This is a genomic window from Mycobacterium sp. NPDC050041, assembly GCF_049541695.1.
Lineage (GTDB): Bacteria > Actinomycetota > Actinomycetes > Mycobacteriales > Mycobacteriaceae > Mycobacterium.
The window spans coordinates 685,786-703,854 of sequence record NZ_JBMVDG010000001.1 but is presented as its reverse complement, the minus strand read 5'-3'; the positions used below and the strand labels follow the sequence as shown (position 1 = coordinate 703,854).

The 18,069-nt window shown below is 66.7% G+C and carries 19 protein-coding genes and 1 pseudogene; 8 read left to right on the top strand and 12 right to left on the bottom strand.

Features of this window, described 5'->3' with window-relative positions; genetic code table 11:
- Positions 1-6 precede the first annotated feature (6 nt).
- From ACPCHZ_RS03480 to ACPCHZ_RS03465, 4 genes are all read left to right on the top strand, one after another.
- Positions 7-669, top strand: coding sequence for a transglutaminase-like domain-containing protein (locus ACPCHZ_RS03480; RefSeq protein WP_423483456.1), 663 nt, complete (start codon positions 7-9; stop codon positions 667-669).
- A gap of 181 nt (positions 670-850) precedes the next feature.
- Entirely contained in the window at positions 851-1,390 is a 540-nt protein-coding gene (locus ACPCHZ_RS03475; RefSeq protein WP_423483455.1) for a PaaI family thioesterase, read from the top strand.
- Between the two features lie 238 nt (positions 1,391-1,628).
- Entirely contained in the window at positions 1,629-2,225 is a 597-nt protein-coding gene (locus ACPCHZ_RS03470) for a TetR/AcrR family transcriptional regulator (protein WP_423483796.1), read from the top strand.
- Entirely contained in the window at positions 2,222-3,271 is a 1,050-nt protein-coding gene (locus ACPCHZ_RS03465) for an LLM class flavin-dependent oxidoreductase (protein WP_423483454.1), read from the top strand. Before ACPCHZ_RS03470 ends, ACPCHZ_RS03465 begins: the two co-directional genes overlap by 4 nt.
- Before the next feature lie 75 nt (positions 3,272-3,346).
- Here the strand turns inward: ACPCHZ_RS03465 and ACPCHZ_RS03460 are convergent.
- The 3 genes and pseudogenes from ACPCHZ_RS03460 to ACPCHZ_RS03450 form a co-directional block, all read right to left on the bottom strand.
- Positions 3,347-3,786 (bottom strand): annotated as a pseudogene (locus ACPCHZ_RS03460) (DUF6188 family protein).
- 77 nt (positions 3,787-3,863) lie between these two features.
- Entirely contained in the window at positions 3,864-4,535 is a 672-nt protein-coding gene (locus ACPCHZ_RS03455) for a TetR family transcriptional regulator (RefSeq protein ID WP_423483795.1), read from the bottom strand.
- Complete coding sequence (locus ACPCHZ_RS03450; protein WP_423483794.1) at positions 4,535-5,047, bottom strand: PaaI family thioesterase; 513 nt, start codon at positions 5,045-5,047, stop codon at positions 4,535-4,537. The genes ACPCHZ_RS03455 and ACPCHZ_RS03450 overlap by 1 nt, the downstream gene beginning before the upstream one ends.
- 100 nt (positions 5,048-5,147) lie before the next feature.
- On the opposite strand from ACPCHZ_RS03450, the gene ACPCHZ_RS03445 reads away from it, so the two are divergent.
- Complete coding sequence (locus ACPCHZ_RS03445; protein ID WP_423483453.1) at positions 5,148-5,840, top strand: TetR/AcrR family transcriptional regulator; 693 nt, start codon at positions 5,148-5,150, stop codon at positions 5,838-5,840.
- Positions 5,841-6,328: 488 nt separating this feature from the next.
- Positions 6,329-7,261, top strand: a complete 933-nt coding sequence (locus ACPCHZ_RS03440) for a hypothetical protein (RefSeq protein WP_423483452.1) — start codon at positions 6,329-6,331, stop codon at positions 7,259-7,261.
- A 79-nt stretch (positions 7,262-7,340) separates the two neighbouring features.
- On the opposite strand, the gene ACPCHZ_RS03435 is transcribed toward ACPCHZ_RS03440, so the two are convergent.
- The 3 genes from ACPCHZ_RS03435 to ACPCHZ_RS03425 form a co-directional block, all read right to left on the bottom strand.
- On the bottom strand, positions 7,341-9,476 hold the full coding sequence (locus tag ACPCHZ_RS03435; protein ID WP_423483451.1) for an acyltransferase family protein: 2,136 nt from the start codon (positions 9,474-9,476) through the stop codon (positions 7,341-7,343).
- A gap of 83 nt (positions 9,477-9,559) precedes the next feature.
- A complete protein-coding gene (locus ACPCHZ_RS03430; RefSeq protein WP_423483450.1) occupies positions 9,560-10,393 on the bottom strand; it encodes an alpha/beta hydrolase-fold protein in 834 nt (277 codons plus the stop codon).
- 7 nt (positions 10,394-10,400) lie between these two features.
- Positions 10,401-11,480: a phosphodiester glycosidase family protein gene (locus tag ACPCHZ_RS03425; protein WP_423483449.1), complete on the bottom strand. Its 1,080-nt coding sequence runs from the start codon at positions 11,478-11,480 to the stop codon at positions 10,401-10,403.
- A 224-nt stretch (positions 11,481-11,704) separates the two neighbouring features.
- Here ACPCHZ_RS03425 and ACPCHZ_RS03420 point away from each other — a divergent pair, with 224 nt between their 5' ends.
- Positions 11,705-11,992 (top strand): GlsB/YeaQ/YmgE family stress response membrane protein, encoded by a 288-nt coding sequence (locus tag ACPCHZ_RS03420; RefSeq protein ID WP_423483448.1) that lies wholly within the window; start codon positions 11,705-11,707, stop codon positions 11,990-11,992.
- Here the strand turns inward: ACPCHZ_RS03420 and ACPCHZ_RS03415 are convergent, their stop codons facing one another.
- Positions 11,993-13,315 carry a PQQ-dependent sugar dehydrogenase gene (locus ACPCHZ_RS03415; RefSeq protein WP_423483447.1) on the bottom strand — a complete coding sequence of 441 codons (1,323 nt, stop codon included), beginning with the start codon at positions 13,313-13,315 and terminating at the stop codon, positions 11,993-11,995. It abuts the gene before it with no gap.
- Entirely contained in the window at positions 13,293-14,051 is a 759-nt protein-coding gene (locus tag ACPCHZ_RS03410; protein WP_423483446.1) for a pirin family protein, read from the bottom strand. The genes ACPCHZ_RS03415 and ACPCHZ_RS03410 overlap by 23 nt, the downstream gene beginning before the upstream one ends.
- 68 nt (positions 14,052-14,119) lie before the next feature.
- On the opposite strand from ACPCHZ_RS03410, the gene ACPCHZ_RS03405 reads away from it, so the two are divergent.
- Positions 14,120-14,563: a MarR family winged helix-turn-helix transcriptional regulator gene (locus ACPCHZ_RS03405; RefSeq protein WP_364977630.1), complete on the top strand. Its 444-nt coding sequence runs from the start codon at positions 14,120-14,122 to the stop codon at positions 14,561-14,563.
- Here ACPCHZ_RS03405 and ACPCHZ_RS03400 read toward each other — a convergent pair.
- The 4 genes from ACPCHZ_RS03400 to ACPCHZ_RS03385 form a co-directional block, all read right to left on the bottom strand.
- Entirely contained in the window at positions 14,560-15,354 is a 795-nt protein-coding gene (locus tag ACPCHZ_RS03400; protein WP_423483445.1) for an ANTAR domain-containing protein, read from the bottom strand. The genes ACPCHZ_RS03405 and ACPCHZ_RS03400 overlap by 4 nt on opposite strands.
- Positions 15,351-15,659: an STAS domain-containing protein gene (locus ACPCHZ_RS03395; protein ID WP_423483444.1), complete on the bottom strand. Its 309-nt coding sequence runs from the start codon at positions 15,657-15,659 to the stop codon at positions 15,351-15,353. The genes ACPCHZ_RS03400 and ACPCHZ_RS03395 overlap by 4 nt, the downstream gene beginning before the upstream one ends.
- Before the next feature lie 103 nt (positions 15,660-15,762).
- Entirely contained in the window at positions 15,763-16,887 is a 1,125-nt protein-coding gene (locus ACPCHZ_RS03390) for an NDMA-dependent alcohol dehydrogenase (RefSeq protein ID WP_423483443.1), read from the bottom strand.
- A gap of 144 nt (positions 16,888-17,031) precedes the next feature.
- Positions 17,032-18,069, bottom strand: coding sequence for a sigma-70 family RNA polymerase sigma factor (locus ACPCHZ_RS03385; protein WP_423483442.1), 1,038 nt, complete (start codon positions 18,067-18,069; stop codon positions 17,032-17,034).

Below are 18,069 nucleotides of genomic sequence, written 5' to 3'. Positions count from 1 at the left end.
CACTGTATGAGCGAAATTCCGAGTGATTCCACGTTCTTAGAGACATCGGAATTCCTGGATTGGCAGCACGACGATGTTCAGCGTTTCACCGACGAAGCGGTGGGTGACGCCCGTGCCCCTGCGGAGAAGGCAAGGTTGATCTTCGCCGCGGTGCGAGACAGGATTTGGTACGACCCCTACAGCACAGACGACGACCCCGAGCATTATCGGGCGAGCTATGTAGCGACGGCGTCGAAAGCGTATTGCGTACCGAAGGCGGTGCTGCTGACCGCGGCAGCTCGCGCGGCAGGCATTCCCGCCCGGCTGGGATTCGCAGATGTGCGGAATCATCTGCAGACCCCCACGTTGCGTGCCCGGATGGGGGGCACCGACTTATTCGTTTACCACGGATACAGCGAACTACGACTCAACGACCGTTGGGTGAAGGCGACGCCGGCGTTCAACGCCGAACTCTGCGCGCGATTCGGTGTACCTCCGATCGACTTCGACGGCCACAGCGATGCGCTTCTTCATGCCCACGACGGCGAGGGAAGCAAACACATGGAGTATCTCAACGACCGCGGCTGGTACCACGACCTCCCCTTTACTGACATCGTCACCGAGTTGCATAACTGGTACGGGCCGCTCATGCAAAAGTCCGCCCCCGAGCGCGACGCCTTTTCGCAGTGAGGGTCTATGACGAAATCGCGATACACCGAAACACGGTCAGTGCGATTTGGTCGACGATAGGCGCTCTCGCATCTACGCGCATGGCCGGCGCCGCCACCAATGTGAGTCAATGGTGACGACTGTAAATTGTTCTGGTGGTTAGGAGTTCCATATCGACGAGCAAGCGAATGAAGATTCGGCAGTGGCGTGGTGGCACGATTTCAAGAGTCGTGCAGTTGTCGAGGATGGCGACGATCTCCAGCAGCACCACCCGTGGTGCCTAGGCTGCGGCGAAGACAATCCACACGGTCATGGCCTGCGAGCGCGTCGGCGTGGCAACGGGGTGATTGCCAGGCATGTCTTCGATGGCCGACATCGCGGCGCACCCGGGATCGCGCATGGCGGCGCGGTCATTACAGTTCTCGACGACATGGTGGGGATGCTGCTCTACGTCGTCGGTGAGATGGCCGTCACCCGCAAACTGAACACCGATTTCTTTGCGCCGGTGCTGCTTCATAAGCCGTATTTGGTCGGCGCGGACCTCGTGTCTCGGACCGGCCGAAGACTCGAAGTCAGGGCAGAACTGAAGGAGGAAACCACCCAGAAGCTAGTGGCCTCCGCGGACGGGTTATTCGTGGTCGTTACGCTTGCGCACTTCACCGATGCCGCGGGCAAGGCCTCTCCGGCACGCAATGGGGAAAACGACGACTCGCGCGAGGCGATGGGAAACCGTCATCCTTGATGGCGGTGGTCTTTTCGAAGAAGGAACAGCGCACTTAGCACTGCCCGCCTAGCCGAGCCGAGATAGGCATCATTTCTCACGGTTGGTATCGCACGCCAGATGAGGAATGTCTGAACGGCTTTGTTCCCCCGGACTTTGGCGGGTCAGTGAGAGATTCGTGTGACCATGATGACCTCCTACCGTGACGAGAAACGAGCATTTAGACTGCGAGTCTGAACTCAGTGAACTGGATAGGCCGATGCACGATACTCTATCTCAAATATCTGACCGTCATCCCGCCTCGGCGGACTTGTCCGCCGAAAAGGGGCCCAACGACTCGAAATTCGAAGACGTCGCCGCGGTGACCGGCGTCCCGGAGGCGACGCTGTACTACTACTTCGCCGGCAAACAAGACATCCTTGCCTTCCTGCTCGAAGACCTCCTCAAGGACATCTCCGATGCCGTGATCACGATCGTGCACACCGACGGCACCGGTGCCGAACGCCTCGAACTCGTCATCCGTGCACAACTGCGGGCAATGGCACAGCGGCCAGCCGTTTGCCGTGCACTCATCGGCGAACTGGGACGAGCGGCCCGCATGCCGGCCATCGCCGAGATGATCAATACCGCCTACCGACAACCCGTCGAAACTCTGCTCGTCGAAGGAGCCCGCGACGGATCCCTCGTCGCCCAGCCCGATGCACGATCGACGTCCATTGCGCTGTTCGGCGCGGTCACCATCACCGCACTCATGTACCTGGTGACGGGGAACCACCTCGACGAGACGGTGGTCGCCAGCACCCTCAGCGCCGTAATGTTCGACGGCCTGCGCCCGCGCACAGGAGACCAGTCATGAGCACCTATGGCCTGTCGGTTCTCGGCGCGGATTTGAAGTCACTGGCCCAGACCGCCCAAGCCGCCGATGCGGCCGGGTTCGACGCGGCATGGGCCTCGGAGTTCTACTCCCGGTCCGGATCGATCTCCATGGCCGCGATGGCCAACAGCACACAAAACTGCCGGATCGGTTCCTCGATTCTCTACGGCGTCGGCCGAAGCCCCTTGGTGCTGGCCACCGAGGCGCGCGACCTCGATGAACTCTCCAACGGGCGACTGGTGCTGGGCATCGGCAACGGCACCAAACGGATGATGAGCGACTGGCACGGCGTGGCCGACACCTCCGCCCCCGCGTTGCGGACGGAAGAACTCGTGACGCTGCTGCGCCGGATCTGGAACCTGCATGAAGGCCCGGTCCATCACGAGGGTCGCTTCTACACGATGAAGCTCATTCCGACCGGCGACGTGCAACCCCTCAGCCGACCGATCCCGATCATCACCGCCGGTGTCCGCCCCCGAATGTGCGAGGCGGCCGGGCGGGTGGCCGACGGGCTGGCCGGACATCCGCTGTTCACCACCACCTACGTCGAGGAGATCGTCCGTCCCGCCATCGCCAGGGGCGCGGCGCACACCGGCCGTGACCCCAATGACGTCGAAGTCATCTCCATGGTCATGTGCTCCATCCACGACGACGCCGAGGTCGCCAGACGTGAACTGGGCCAACAGATCGCGTTTTACTCCTCGGTCAAATCGTACGAGACGGTACTCGAGGTGAACGGCTTCGCCAGCGAGGGCCGAACCATCCGGGAAGCATTCGCCCAGCGCGATTTCCCGGCGATGTTCGCCGCGGTGTCGGAGGAGATGATCGACACCATGGGCGTCGCCGGGACGGCACACCACGTCCGAGAACAACTGAGACGCTACGACGGCGTCCTCGACCACATCATGCTGTATTCACCATCGGTTGGCATCGCTGCGGAACGCGTCCAGCAAAACCTCGACAGCATCATCCGGGAATGCTCGCCCGCCTCGATGTCGCAAGGGCAGTCCCTTCCACGTCCAACCTGATCCACGCATTGCCGCCGAAGCCCGACCCGTCCCCACGTCCGCATCCGCCTTCAGCGTCTGGCCCGTCGACCGTGCCTATGGTTGCGCGCCGCTGTTGACGATTCTCGCGTCATCGTTGTCAGGAAGGTCATGGCGGACCACGCGTAACCGGCCCCGAGGCAGGCACGCCATGTAGCCGTGACGCATGCCATAGAGCTCCCACGCTGTCTGTTCCGCGTGGGGATCCACATCAATACGGTGCCCGCGCGAGAAGCTCAGGTGTAGCCCCCTCCATCGTCGCTGCACCAGGCCTGCTTGCACACCGCGCCAGCGAGATCTAGCAGTGGACGTTCGTAAGTGGCGACCCTGAGGGGGTCGATCCGCACCGCCTCGACGGGGTAGGTGCCGACGGCAGGCAGGGTCAACAACAGGGGGCAGGAGATGACGATCTCGTTGCAGTCATCGAAGTCCAAAACCAGGCCGTCTCGCACCGAGAGGCGCTGCACGGCGAGGTTCTCGATCCACTGGGTGTACATGGCAATCTCTTTCGACGCATCGCTGAGCCGTATCTCAAAAGAGTACTGCAAGTAGCGCTGCGATACTAAAAGTATCGTTAATGTTCCGCGCTGATCTTAAAGACGCTGGTTACGACACGCCTGGTGGCTCGGTCGATACGATCGCGGGTATCGGCAGCTGACGCGCGGTGGCCGCTGAAGGTCACGAGGTTGGCCAACCAGATGTCGGAGATGACCCCCGCGACGTGCAGGTTGGTGGGGGTGGGCTCGCCGCCCTTGAGCGTGCGCGCCAGCAGGACCTGGATCTCGGCGGCGGCACGGTCGAGTTCCGCGGCGGCGCTGGTGTCTGCGATGGCGAAGGCCCGTGTCATGGCTGCTGTCAGCAAGGGATTGCGCTGCCAGCGGTCGTGGAGATGTCCGGTTAGGCGTTCGAGCCGTTCCAGCGGTGTGCCGTCAACGCTCGCCCAGTCGAAGGCTGAGTCCAGTCGACGAAACTCACGTGTCAGCCCTGCGACCAGCAAGTGGGTTTTCGCCGGGTAGTAGCGGTAGAGCGTGCCGACCGCGATGCCGACCCGCGCGGCAACCGCCCGCATGTGGACTGCCTCGTAACCACCCGACGCGGCAACGGATAGTGCGGCATCCAGGATCGCTTTCCGGCGCCGTGCGGAGGCGCCGGAACGCGGCGCTACGGCGCTCCGCTTATCGCCAGCGACTGGATCGTCTCCCGACGGCCGGGCTGCGCTGTGGCTGCGTGTCTGGGGGAGGGTCATCATGGCCCGTCGCCGAGGCCGCCCCGGCGCGAGAAGTGCTCTAGAAGTTGAGCGAAAGCGCTGACATCGCCGTGTGCGGCGAAGTACTCAGGGCTGACTGCGACGAACACTGCATTGGCGGTGAAGTGGGCGATCCCTCCCTCACCCGTGCCTGTCGCCGTGACATGCAACCCCCGTCCTTCACGAGAGACGATGTGGGCAGTAATCCGGTGAGGCCGATGCAGCGGCACCGGCCGTAGATACTCCACAGTGAGGGTGCGGGTCACCGCCGGGGTGCCGGCGATCCACAACGTGAAGCCCAGGACGTCATCACACGCGGCAGCGACTGCCCCGCCGTGAGCCAGGCCCGGTGCTCCGACATGGCGCTCGTCGAACGTCGCATCGGTGTACACCGCGTCGCCGCTGCGATGCACCACCAACCGCAGTCCGTGGGGGTTGTCCGGGCCGCAACCCATGCACGTCGTGGTGTGCGAGGGCAGCCGCTCGGGCGGCAACACGCCTTCGGGCACCATCACGCTCCAATACGGTCGGTTTCGCTGCGCTACCGTTAGTACCACACTGCTAGACTGCCGTGACAGCATCGCGTGAAAGATCGACCGCCGAGGTGAATGGGTGAGCGACAGTCAGTCAGTGCCAGTCCCTGACGACGACGTGGACCCTCGGCGCATCCGGTCACGCACCCGACTGCTGGATGCTGCTGCAACGCTTCTGAGCACCGGTGGGGTGGAAGCAGTCACCATTGATGCGGTCACCAAAGCATCCAAAGTGGCCCGAACCACGCTGTACCGGCACTTCCACAGTTCGTCGCATCTGCTCGCAGCCACGTTCGAACGCCTACTTCCACAAGTGACCACTCCGGCACCGACCAGCGGACCCCTCCGTGAGCAGCTGATCGAACTGCTCAGCCGCCAAGCCGCCCATTACAACGACGCACCGCTGCATGTCACGACACTCGCGTGGCTCTCATTGGGGCCCACCGGCTCCAATAACGAAGCTGATGACCGCCACACATCGGGGGCGCTACGGGCCGGAGTCGTTGACCAGTACCGTCGACCATTTGACGCCATACTCACTAGCCCGAGAGCACAAGCCGAACTTGACGACTTCGACCGGGAACTGGCGCTCTGCCAAATCGTCGGACCACTCGCCTTCGCCCGAATGACTGGGATTCGCACCATCACTCACAATGACTGCGCGAACGTCGTCGATGACTTTCTCGCCGCCCACCGCAATACCGATAGCGACGCCAATGAGTCGAAGATCGCCACCAAGCAGACGGGCCGCCCCGCGCGTCTAGCTCGGTAGGCACAACGAAATCGCAGCGTCCAGCCGGCTGGTCTTTCGAGCTTTCTGTCGAGGTCGGACGGCACGAACATTGTGAACGGATTTGTGAACGAGGCTGTGCAGAACAATGGCGACCGCCTCGACACCGTGTGACACGCGAGATGCCAATCCCCCACCTGCCCGTTAGCGACGTAGGAAGAAGCGGAAGACCGCAACCGGCCAGCTCACAACTTAGGCGTCTTATGTCGCGTTGTGTGTCACCTGCGCAGCGGAAGCCACATTAGATGACGATCGAGATTTTGGACGAGCACTCTCGAAGTTGCGGTGCATCTCACGTCTCTCGACGCGGATGTCAGCGGTTGATGTCGTGCGATTCTTGGCCAACCGTATGGTTCAAGGATTCGCCATTTGGATGGCAAACGTCCGTACGACATCTCAGTGGCAAAGCGAGAAACTCGCAGTTAGACCCATCGAAATATGACACGGAGTTTGGCAATCTACAACTCAACGTGTACTACACGCTGGACGCCCAGAGCCTGCCGCTGCTCGAGCCGACGTACCTGGCGGTCGACGTCATCAACCTGCTCACCGGTGCGAATTTGAACAACCCGGTCGGAACCGCACTGAATCCGGTGCTGACCAATCTCGTCAATCTCGGCTACACCGACGTCGAGCGGGTCTGGAACCCGGACGGGTACTGGGAGTACGAACGCAGCTTCGACGAGGCGGACATCCCCACCGCGTTCGGCACGTTGCCCGCCGACGTGGACTGGGCCAAGGTGCCCGAGGACGTCGTGACGTCCTTCGTCTACGGCGTTCAGAAGGCTATCGACGACGGCCTCGTGAAGACCGACGCACCGGCATCGAATGCGCTTGCCGCCGTACTCGGCCTACTCGGGTTGAGCGATCTGACGAGTGGGGTCACCGGCCTCGACGCAGGCACCCTCACCTCGCAGATCCAGGATGCGCTCGACAAGCTGCCCACGGCGCAGAGCACCCAGGCCGACGAGAGTGACCTCACCCTCGTGTCGAAGGTCCCGAACCTCGAGCAGCCGAAGACGTTCGGCATCGCGGTGGAGCAGGAGGAGGGCACCGAGCCTGCGCCTGGCGAGAACCTGAAGCTGGTGGCCGTCGAAGAAGAGAAGGGCGTGACGGTCACCGGGAACGCGCGCGAGGAAGTGACCGATGCCGACGGCGACGAGGAATCGCCCAAGACCACTCGACCCCGTCCGCTTCGTGACGTCGCGAATGCGGCGGGCAAGGCCGTCAAGGACACGGCCAACGCCGTGGACAGGACCGCCAAGAAGGTTGAGGCCGGTGTGAAGAAGGCACTCGGCGCCGACAAGAAGGCAAAGCAGACGGCAGGCACGTCCGACCAGGATGCGAACAAGAACGACGACAAAGACGACAACGACAGCAAGGACAGCAAGGCGGCGAGCTGACCGCACCTCACAGACGAGAAGCCCCGGGGCCGAAATGGCTCCGGGGCTTCGACCATTTCGCGGCCGGCCGGCTGGGCGGTCAGCCCGCGAGGTGCTCCACCATCCCGGCGACCAACGGTCCCAGCACCTTCGCGTACTCCGACGTGATGTGGTTGTCGTCGCGGTACACCAGCGTGTCACCGATGATCACCGGGCAGCGTTCGGCGGTGCAGAACAGGTCCGACAGCGCCGCATACGACCCGCCGCCGGCCGCGACGGCCGCCGCCTCGGCCCCGATCCCCGCGTCGTTCAACGCCTTCGGCCGGTCGGGGGAGCAGGCCACGACGTCGTTCATGTGCCCGGACACACACGTCGGCACCGTCCCGTTCGGGTCGGGCACCGGACCGAGCACGAGCACCTGCGCACCCGTGCCCCGCAATCGCGTCACCAACCGCGTCAGCGCGTCGAGCCACACCGGGTCGTAGGCGACGAAGCCGAAGTCCGCGCCGTAACGGCGCGACATGTCGACCACGACCACCCGTGGCTTCTCCCGGTCCAGCCGATTCAGGGCCTCCCGGCGCCACTGCACGCACTCGGTGAAGTCGCGGCCCAGATACGGGCTGCTGATCGGCAACTCCATCAACGGGCACGTCACCTTACTCATCGTCGAGAGGCGCCAATGCCTCTCTCTGGCAATGTCTTCGACACCGGGATGCCACATCGCCGCATGTGAGTCGCCGACGAGCGCGACCGTCAGCGGCGAGGTGGGATCACCCGACACGCACTGGGGCTGGCGCACATCCGCCCACGAGAGCACGCAGCCGTTGACGAACGCCTCCGGCTTCGCGATGGCACCCAGCGGGGGAGACAGATTGGCCGGCACCACACGCTGATCGGCCGACGCCACCACCGCGGCCTGCACCTGCTCGCGCGGTGACAGTTGCCGCGGTGCCGTGGACGACGTGGGCATCTCGACCACCACCTGGCGCGCAGGCGCACCCGTTCCCTTGGGCACCGGCCGCACCGAGAGCAGCACCAGTGCCGCACACACCACCATTCCGGTCGCGACGGCGCCGACCAGCAGACTGCGCGACGCCGACGTCCGCAGCCGCACCGCGAAGCGGGCGGGGTTCTCGACCAGGTGCAGGGTGAGAATCGCCAGGCCGAGCGAGATCACGACCAGCGCCAGCCGACCCGCCAGGCCGGGCATCTCCCCGAACATCGGCGGCGCCAGCACCAGCACCGGCCAGTGCCACAGATACCACGAGTACGACACCCGGCCGATCCCGCGTAGCACCGGCCTGCCGAGGAACCTGCCCACTCCCAGATCGGGTGTCGCGCAGCCGGCGCCGATCACCAGCACGGTGCCCAGCACCGGGAGCAGCGCCGCGGTGCCGGGGAACGCCGTCGACGAGCCCACCTGTGTGCAGGTGACCACGATCATCGCCAGGCCGCCCCACCCGGCGACGGCCGCGGCCACCGGAGGCAGCGACCGCCAGAAGCCGACGCTCAGCGCCACCAACCCGCCGAGGGCCAACTCCCACGCCCGGGTCGGCAGCGAGAAGAACGCCCACGACGGCCACTCGTGCGTCCAGGACAGCGACACCGCGAACGATGCCGCCGCCACTGCCGTCAGCGTGGTGACATAGGGGCGCACGGAACGCGCCGCTGCCCATCCCGCGCGGGCGACCAGCCACGCCGTCGCGATCATCAGTGCCGGCCAGAGCAGGTAGAACTGCTCCTCGACGCCCAGTGACCAGTAGTGCTGCAGCGGTGACGGCGCCACGTCGGCCGCGAGGTAGTCGGTGCCCTCGATCGCGAACCGGTAGTTGCCGACGTACAGCGCGCTCGCGATCGCGTCGCCCAGCACGGCGCGCGCCTGCAGGGCGGGCAGCATGGCGGCGGCGGTCACCGCGGTGGCCGTCAGCACCAACGCCGCCGCCGGGAGGAGCCGGCGGGCCCGCGCCGCGTAGAAGGCGCCAAGCCGCACCGATCCGGTGCCGGCCACCTCGCGCCACAGTAGGCCGGTGATCAGGAATCCCGACACGACGAAGAACACGTCGACGCCGATGAAACCGCCGCCGATACCCGGAACCCCGGCGTGGTAGAGCACCACCGCCAGCACGGCGATCGCCCGCAGTCCCTCGATGTCGGGCCGGAAGTCATTCCGTGTCAGCGTGTTCCGACCGCTCGCGGCGGGGCCGCGTCGGGTGGTGGATCCGGTAGTCGCCGCCACTTCAGTCACTTCGGCCCCGATCGTCGCACGTCGGCGGCGTGTCGCCCGGGATTGCCCGCTCCGGCGGCGCGCGTGTCAGGGCGTCAGGGCTGTGCGGCGATCCAGGCCAACTCGGCGGGCAGTTGGCGCCGCCACCCCTCGGCGTCGTGACCGCCGGGGTAACCGATGCCCGACGGCGGTCGGCGCAGCGAGGCGGTGAACTTCTTGGTGGCCGTGTAGAACTGGTCGCTGGTCCCGCAGTCCACCCGCACCGGTATCGCGGAGAGCGCCTCGGCGCCGAACACCGAGTACCTGGCGTAATCGTCGGGGCCGTCGACCGCCCCGTTCATCATCGCCGGGATCCACCCGGTGTAGAGCGCCGGGCTGACCGCGCAGATGGCCGACGTGCGTGGCGGACCCAGCAACCCGCCGAGCAGCAGCGCTCCGTACCCGCCCATCGACCATCCGATGAACGCCACCCTGCTGGTGTCGAGTCCCTTCTCCGCCAGCATCGGCAGTAGTTCGTCGAGCACCATCTTTCCGGCGTCTCCGCCGGATTCCCGTGCGTGCCAGTATCCGTTGCCGCCGTCGACGCTGACCACCGCCAGCGGACGGCCACCGGCACGCGCCACCTCGGTGAGTGCGGACTCCACGCCGAGCGCCATCACCCCGGCGGCGTCGGAGTCCTTGCCGTGCAATGCGATCACCGTGCGCGCCGGCCCCGTCGCCCCCGGGGTCCTGGCGATGATCCACCGCGTCTCGATCCCGCCGCGCGCGTCGGAGCGGAACGACCCCGACAGTGTGGCGGTGGGAGCCGTCGACGGCGTACCCGGATCGGCTCTCATGGGTGCGGCGCCGAGCAGCGGCGCCAAGGCGAAGGCGGCGCCGGCGCCCAGCCGCAGTGCGGCGCGGCGTGACAGGAACGAGTCAGACGACATGGCGGCGTCAGTTGAAGGCGAGCCAACTGGGCAGGGCGCGCTCCTTCGAGTCGCACAGCACGGCGTAGGTGTCGCAGCTCCCGCGGGGAACCCCTGCGCCGGTCCACATTCCACCGGTGTCGCGGCGCAGGACGATCGCCGACGAGCCGCCACCGTCGAGTAGCACGGCACTCTCGGCGCCGAGTCCCCGGAAGAGATCCTGCATGTTGTCCGGTGTGTAGCTGCCCCCTTGGAACACGTACAGCTGATCGCTCTGGCGGTTGTAGGCGATGGCCGTGCGGGCCGCGCTCGGTCCGCCGTCGTTGAGCTGGCCGGTCTCGCCGGGCCCGAGCAGGCCGATGCCTGCGACCGCGACGAACCGGGTGCCCGCGTCGACGAGTTTGGCGACCTCCGGGGTGGCGGCGTCGTAGTCGTTGTCGCCCTTGGGCATCACGACGTAGGGGGCGCCGCCGACGGGCAGGATCATCGTCGCGAGCGCCGACCAGTGCTCGTTGCCGCCCGACAGTCCCTGCTTGCCCGCGTATGCCAGCGTGCCGGTGACGGCGGCGTTCGCGCGGCCCTGCCCGCGGGTGTTGTCGACGTAGGCGCCGAGCGGGGAACTGCAGTTGGTGTCCCGCCACGACCCGCCCTTCTGGCCGCGCACGTCGAAGAAGTTGGCGTTGATCGCGATGGTCGGCCGGCCCAGTGCCTGCCACGCCTGCAGTGGCGGATAGGTCTCCGAGGCCTGCCACAGTCCCTCGCCGGTACGCGCACGGGGATCGCGCTCGCAGCGGGCCTGGTATCCGGAGTGCGAATCGACCAGCAGGCGGGGGGTGAGGCGACCTGCGGCGTTCTTGATGGTCATCAGGTGCCCGCCGTTGTTCATCGTGTACTCGCGGCCGTCGGCGCTGCGGAACGGCGCGGCGAACTGGCCGCCGAAGTTGTACACGAGATAGGCGCCCTTGGTGTTGGCGATCGCGCCGAGCAGCATTCCGCGGGCGTCCTCGGCGCGGGCGATCGGGCCGCCCACCGTCGCCAGCGCAGCACAGAGCGCGAGCACGGCGACACCCGCCGTCCATCGCCGCATCAGTGCTGCTGGGGCAGTCATCACCGGCCCTTTCGTCGCGGGTCACCCAGCAGACAACACTAACCACAGCAACCACACTGTCAACTTGCGTAACAGCTACATCACGATGCGCTAACGCACGAATGTCGCTTCGACGGCAGGTCTTTTGCCAAACGTGCGCGAAGGTGTGCGATTAGAGGGCAGGCATCCGGGAAACACCGCTTCCGTGACGGCGCCACCCGGTGTCGCTGACAAAGGAGTGCGAAATGTTCTGGACAATCATCTCCGCGATCATCGGAGGCCTGATCATCGGCGCACTGGCGCGCCTGGTCATGCCCGGCAAGCAGAACATCGGCGTGATCATGACGATCGTGCTCGGCGTCCTGGGGTCGTTCATCGGGTCGTGGGCCTGCTACAACCTGTTCGGCTACCAGAACGAAGGCGGCGGCTGGGCCGTCATCCCGTTCATCGTCGGCATCATCGTGGCTGCCGTCCTGATCGCGATTTACCTGGCGGTCACCGGGCGCAAGACCCGAGGCACCACGGTTCGCTGATCAACGGCCGGGCGGAGCCAACCGGTAGACCGCGTCGGCATAGTCATCACTGATGTAAACGGCGCCGTCCGGTCCCGCGACTGCGGAGACCGGGCGGCCCCACCGTGACCCGTCCTCGGACTGGAACCCACCGACCAGCGTCTGCTGGTCACCCAATCCGCCGTCGCGCCAGGGGTAGAACGACACCCCTGGCGCGCGCGGCGGTTCGGCGTTCCACGACCCGTGTATGCCGACCAGCGCCCCGGCCGAATACGGGTCCGGCAGCGCCCGTTCGGTGAAGCTGAGGCCGAGCGGCGCCGAGTGCGCGCCGAAGCTCTGCTCGACCGCAGGCAGGGCCGCGCAGTTCATGTTCGCGCCGTCGGGATTGGTCTGCACGTCGCGGATGAACGGCAGATTCGCCGGCCCGCCGTCCGGATTGCAGTAGGGCCACCCGAGCTCGCGACCCGGGGTGAGTCTCGCCAGCTGTTCGCGCGGATGCTCGGACACGTAATCGGGCAGCACCTTGCCGTAGTCCGGCCCGGGGTCGGGGAATGCGACGTTGTCGCGTCCGTTGTTCGCCGTCCACAGCGTGCCGTCAGGCGCGAAGGCCAGGCCGGTGCCGTTGCGCACGCCGGTTGCGAACGGTTCTGCGGGCCCGCCGCCGGGCGGCACCCGCATGACGGTGGCCCGCGGCGGCGTCGCGGTCCGGTCCTCGGCGGAGACGTTGCCGGTGGATCCGATCGAGAAGTACACCGCACCATCGGGTCCCACCGCCACGCTCTTCAACGCGTGGGCGTAGGCGCCCTTGAGGTCGGGACTCTTGGCGTCGGGCAGCCCGCCGGCGACGGTGCGGCGGTTGACGGCCTGCCCGCCGGTGTAGTCGTAGGCGTCGACGCTGTCGCTCTCGGCGACGTAGAGCGTCGAACCGGCGAACGCCATCCCGTGCGGTTGGTTGAGGCCCTCCAGCAGCAGCGTGTCCCGCGGCCCGGCGCCCGACGGTTCGAGCCTGATGATCTGGCCGGTGCTGGGGACCGAGACGAGCAGCGCGCCGTCGGGGGCCCAGGCCATCAGGCGAGCCTGCGGGATGCGCGCCCACACCGACATCGTCCATCCCGGCGGCACCAGCGCCTGACGGGGTTCGTCGAACGGTGCGGCGCCGAGGTCCTCGGGTACCTCCACCGTCGTGGCCGCCAGTTCGGTACTGCCGACGGGCGCGGCCGGCGACGTGTTCGTCGCCGGCGCGTCGCCCTTCGGGTTGTCGGGCGGGGATGTGGAGCACCCGGCCGACAGCGTCGCGCCGATCAGCGCGATACCGATGTGCTTACGCTGCAGCCAGATTCGCATGCATCTCCCAGACGAGGATCTCCGACGGCTCGGTGGCGGTGACGCGCTGGCCACCGGAGGCGGTGAAACGCACGGCGTCGCCCTCGTGCAGCGGGCCTGCGCCTTCCAGGGTGACGTCGCCGCGCGCGACGAACAGGTGGAGGTATGGCGCCGAGGGCAGTTCGACGCTGTCACCGGGCTGTAGGCGGGCGCCGTGCAGTGCGGCGTACTTGTTGCGGATGGTGATCGCCGACTCACCGTCGTGCTCGGGCATTCCGGAGGCGATCGGCACCAGCCCGCCGCTGAGCAGTTCGTCCTCGATCTCGAGCTGTTGGTAGCCCGGTGTGATGCCGGACTCGTCCGGCACCACCCACATCTGGACGAAGTGCACGGGTTCGCTGTGGGACTGTTCGCCGGTCAGGGTCCACGAGTCGTTCTTCTCGGAGTGCAGGATGCCGCGGCCCGCGGACATCCGCTGCGCCAGCCCGGGGTAGATGACGCCCGAGTGGCCGGTCGAGTCCTGGTGCACCAGCGACCCGCGCAGCACCCAGGTGACGATCTCCATGTCGCGGTGCGGGTGGGTGTCGAACCCCGAACCGGGGGTGACGATGTCGTCGTTGTTCACCAGCAGCAGGCCGTGGTGGGTGTTGCCGGGTTCGTAGTGCTGCCCGAACGAGAACGAGTGCTTGGAATCCAGCCAGCTGATCCTGGTCTTCGCGCGGTCGGCTGCGCGCCGGATGTCGACGGTCTCGGACATGGTGAAGTCTCCTCGGTTCCGGCCAGCCTAGGTGTGGCCTCTGGACGCGACAACATAAATGATGTGTCATGTATTTCATGTGGCTGTCGGACGAAGAACAACGCATCTGGCGCGGGTACCTGGCGCTGGTGTCACACCTGCAGGCCGCGATGAACCGCCAACTGCAGCGGGACTGCGGCCTGTCGCTGAGCGACTACGAGGTGCTGGTCGCGCTCTCCGAGCGGGGTCCGCAGCGGATGTATCAGCTCGCCGAGGCGCTCGGCTGGGAGCAGAGCCGGCTGTCCCATCAGCTTCGGCGGATGCGCGACCGTGGGCTGATCGACCGGCACGGCGCGGACTCCGATCGTCGCGGCGCGACCGTCGACCTTCTCGAGGCGGGCCGCTCGGCACTGGAGCTGGCCGCGCCGGGGCATGCCCGGCTGGTGCGCGAGGTGCTCTTCGACGGTGTCGCGGCCGCCGACCGTCGCGCATTCGGCGTCGTCATCGAGAGTGCGCTGGGGCGGCTTCGTTAGCGCTCGTCGGCCGTGAGGCTCTCCCACAGTTCCTTGGCCGCGAACCGGGCCCGGTCGTCCACCTCGATCGTTGCCGCGGAGCTCTGCTGTTCGGCAGGCGCGCCGCCGACGTGCTCGACCACGGCCACTGCGAGGGCCCGCAGCTTGACGTTGGCACGCTGACTGGCGTCGCGCAGCATCACCCAGGCGGTGTCGGCGGCGCATCCCTGCCGACCCATCAGCGCACCCTTGGCCTGCTCGATGGCGCTGCGCGACTGCAGCACCGCGAGCACGTCGGCCATGTCGGTGCTGCTGTCGGCGGCCACCGTGACCAATGCGGCAGACACCAGTTGCTCGTAACCGATCAGCGTCGCCACCGTGCCCGCCGTGGTCGGGCCGTCGAGCGTGCACGACAGCACCACCGCTCCATCGCCCCACACGCCGGGCACCGCGGCGGCGCCGCCGACCTGCTCCCAGGTGCGGGCGTGGTCGGGAAGCCGTTCGGTCATCGCGGCCAGCGTCAGCTCCGGCCACCGGTCGTCCGACCAGAGCCGAAGGCTGACGATCGGCAGCTGATGGATCAGCGAGTCGGCCACCGGCCCGCCGAGTCCGCTGGTCTGCGCCGCGATCAGTTCGCCCTCGACCCCGAGCTGACACAGCACCACCGGAGCGCCTGCGTCCATCGTGCTGTCATGGACGGCTATCGCCACGCCGAGCACACCCGGCAGGTCGTCGCGGATGCGCTCGAGTACCCGCTGCAGGAGGGTGGCCAGCTGCGGCTGATCCCGCAGCGCACGCAGGGCGGGCGTCATCGGTCGGTCAGCTCCACGACGGTCACCCGGTCCAGACCGGAGATGTCGAGCAGCTTCTTCAGCGGTCCCGCACGATCGATCCGCAGCGTCAGGCCGGCGCCGGCGCCGGCCTTGAACAGCGCCCGAATGCCTGCGCTGTCGCAGTACGTCACGTCCACCATGTCGACGACGACCGGCTGTCCGTCACCGGCGGCCTGCCGCAACACGTCGCTGAATCGCTCGACATTGCCGAGGTCTATGTCGCCGGTCGCGATCACGATCACCCGGCCGTCCCGGTCTTCTCTGAAGAACTGAGGCGAAATCATCCCTGTGCACTTCTCCACCACGTCACACGTTTGTCCGCCGATGAACTTACTGGTGCGCGGCGGGATGTGGTGGCGGTCGAGAAATGTCAGAAATCTGACACGGTCACCAGTCCGACTCGTCGAACGTGATGACGCCGCGGATGTTCTTACCGTCGAGCATGTCCTGGTAGCCCTGGTTGATGTCCTCGAGCCGGTAGGTGTTGGTCACCATCTCGTCGACCTTCAGCAGCCCGGACTTGTACAGGCCGATCAGGCGCGGTGTCTCGACGTGGCTGCTCCCGCCGCCGAAGATGTTGCCCTTCAACGTCTTCTGCAACATCGTGAACAGGAAGAGGTTGAGCTTGACGTCGACGTCCATCATCGAGCCCATCCCGGTCACCACGCAGGTCCCGGTCTTGGCGGTCAGGGTCATGGCCTCCTCGACGTACTCGCCGCGCATCTCGCCCACGGCGATGATCGTCTTCTCCGCCATGAAGCCGTGGGTGAGCTCGAGCACGGGGCCGATCGCCTCGGCCATCGACGTGAACACGTGGGTGGCGCCGAACTTGACCGCCTGGTCGCGCTTGAATTCGACGGGGTCGATCGCGACGACGTTGCGGGCGCCGGAGATGACGGCGCCCTGCAGCGCCGAGAGTCCGATGCCGCCGACACCGACGATCACCACGGTCTCGCCGGGCTGGACCTCGGCGATGTTGGTCGCCGACCCGAAGCCCGTCGGCACCGCGCAGCCCAGGATGGCCGCGGTCTCGAACGGCACGTCCGCGTCGATCTTGACCACGGAGTCCTTGTGCACGGTCATGTACGGGGCGAAGGTGCCCAGCAGGTTCATCGGCGACACCTCGGTGCCGCCGGCATGCACGCGGCTGGTCCCGTCGGCGATGGCCTTGCCGCCGAGCAGCAGGGCGCCCCGGTCACACAGCGACCGGAAACCCTTGAGGCAGGGCTGACAGTCACCGCAGGCGGGGATGAACGCGAGGATGACGTGGTCGCCCTCCTGCAGGCCGGTGACGTTGCGGCCGACCTTGGTGATGACGCCCGCGCCCTCGTGGCCGCCGAGCGCGGGCAGGGCGATCGGGGTGGCGCCGGTGGTCAGGTGGTAGTCGGAGTGGCACATGCCCGCCGCGTGCATGCGGATCTGCACCTCGTCGTCGACGGGGTCGCCGATCTCGATCTCGTCGATGCGGAACGGGGAGTTCAGCTCCCACAGCAGGGCGCCCTTGGTCTTCATGATCCGCGATAATAGAACACGTTGCAGAACCGCGGGCCACGTGCCCGCTGAACTGGGAGTTTGCGCACTCCGACCCGTCGAGGGGGCCAGTTGTCGCACGCGTACTGGACGATCGCGTGGGCCTAACTGGCCACTCGCCTGACGCTAGAGGTATTCCGGTAGACCGAAATCACCGAACGTCGACGCGTGGAACGCCACCACATGCGAGATCCCGGCACCGGCCCTGACGTCGAGCACGTGTAGCTGGAAGGGCTCGTGGCGGCCGGACTCCGGGTTGAGCATGTACATCGCCCCGGCCGGCTGACCGTTGGCGATCGTCGGTAGTAGTCGCATGTCGCCAGGGTTCTCCGCCGGACAGTGCGTCTTCGACAGCAAGACGATCTCCTGCGGGCCCTGATACCAGCCGTCGAACGGCGGCATCTCCCAGATCGCGTCCGCGGTGAACAACTCGACCAGTTTGTCCATGTCGTAGGCCTCGAAGGCCGCGATGTAGCGGTCGAGCAGGTCCTGCGCCTCGGGCGACTCCGGCGGCTCGATCGTGTCGTCCTCGCTGGGCCCGATCTCGTCGAGTTGCGCGCGGGCCCGCTGCAGCAGGCTGTTCACCGCGGCCGTCGACGACCCGATGGCATCGGCCACCTCGGCGGCCTTCCACTGCAGCACCTCGCGCAACACCAGCACCGCCCGTTGCCGTGGCGGCAGATGCTGCAGCGCCGCGACGAAGGCCAACCGCACCGACTCACGCGATCCGACGATGTTCGACGGGTCCGTCGAGTCGTCGGGAATCGGCTCCAGCCAGGGCACCTCGTCACGCGCGACGATCTCGCTCGACGGATCCGAGCTGGGGGCTCCCAGACCCGTCGGCAGCGGCCGGCGCTTACGGCTCTCCAGTGCGGTCAGGGAGGTGTTGGTGGCGATGCGGTACAGCCAGGTGCGCACCGACGACTTGCCCTCGAAACCCTTGTAGGACTTCCACGCCCGCAGGTAGGTCTCCTGCACCAGGTCTTCGGCGTCGTGCAGCGATCCGGTCATCCGGTAGCAGTGCGCCGTCAACTCCCGGCGGTACTGCTGGGCGTCGGCCAGGAAGTCGTCTTCTGAGCCGGGCCGGTCGAGACTGTGCGCGAGAACGGTCACGTCGCCGAGCTTACTGAGGACGCCGACAACCGGCACGCGTCTTCGTCCCAT

What these genes read in the sequence shown, in the direction of transcription:
- ACPCHZ_RS03480 (WP_423483456.1), top strand. Translation starts at nt 7, where the DNA reads ATGAGCGAAATTCCGAGTGATTCCACGTTCTTAGAGACATCGGAATTC.
- ACPCHZ_RS03470 (WP_423483796.1), top strand. Translation starts at nt 1,629, where the DNA reads ATGCACGATACTCTATCTCAAATATCTGACCGTCATCCCGCCTCGGCG.
- ACPCHZ_RS03465 (WP_423483454.1), top strand. Translation starts at nt 2,222, where the DNA reads ATGAGCACCTATGGCCTGTCGGTTCTCGGCGCGGATTTGAAGTCACTG.
- ACPCHZ_RS03455 (WP_423483795.1), bottom strand. Translation starts at nt 4,535, where the DNA reads ATGACCCTCCCCCAGACACGCAGCCACAGCGCAGCCCGGCCGTCGGGA.
- ACPCHZ_RS03450 (WP_423483794.1), bottom strand. Translation starts at nt 5,047, where the DNA reads ATGGTGCCCGAAGGCGTGTTGCCGCCCGAGCGGCTGCCCTCGCACACC.
- ACPCHZ_RS03430 (WP_423483450.1), bottom strand. Translation starts at nt 10,393, where the DNA reads ATGTCGTCTGACTCGTTCCTGTCACGCCGCGCCGCACTGCGGCTGGGC.
- ACPCHZ_RS03425 (WP_423483449.1), bottom strand. Translation starts at nt 11,480, where the DNA reads ATGACTGCCCCAGCAGCACTGATGCGGCGATGGACGGCGGGTGTCGCC.
- ACPCHZ_RS03420 (WP_423483448.1), top strand. Translation starts at nt 11,705, where the DNA reads ATGTTCTGGACAATCATCTCCGCGATCATCGGAGGCCTGATCATCGGC.
- ACPCHZ_RS03415 (WP_423483447.1), bottom strand. Translation starts at nt 13,315, where the DNA reads ATGCGAATCTGGCTGCAGCGTAAGCACATCGGTATCGCGCTGATCGGC.
- ACPCHZ_RS03410 (WP_423483446.1), bottom strand. Translation starts at nt 14,051, where the DNA reads ATGTCCGAGACCGTCGACATCCGGCGCGCAGCCGACCGCGCGAAGACC.
- ACPCHZ_RS03405 (WP_364977630.1), top strand. Translation starts at nt 14,120, where the DNA reads ATGTATTTCATGTGGCTGTCGGACGAAGAACAACGCATCTGGCGCGGG.
- ACPCHZ_RS03400 (WP_423483445.1), bottom strand. Translation starts at nt 15,354, where the DNA reads ATGACGCCCGCCCTGCGTGCGCTGCGGGATCAGCCGCAGCTGGCCACC.
- ACPCHZ_RS03395 (WP_423483444.1), bottom strand. Translation starts at nt 15,659, where the DNA reads ATGATTTCGCCTCAGTTCTTCAGAGAAGACCGGGACGGCCGGGTGATC.
- ACPCHZ_RS03390 (WP_423483443.1), bottom strand. Translation starts at nt 16,887, where the DNA reads ATGAAGACCAAGGGCGCCCTGCTGTGGGAGCTGAACTCCCCGTTCCGC.
- ACPCHZ_RS03385 (WP_423483442.1), bottom strand. Translation starts at nt 18,069, where the DNA reads ATGGGACGAAGACGCGTGCCGGTTGTCGGCGTCCTCAGTAAGCTCGGC.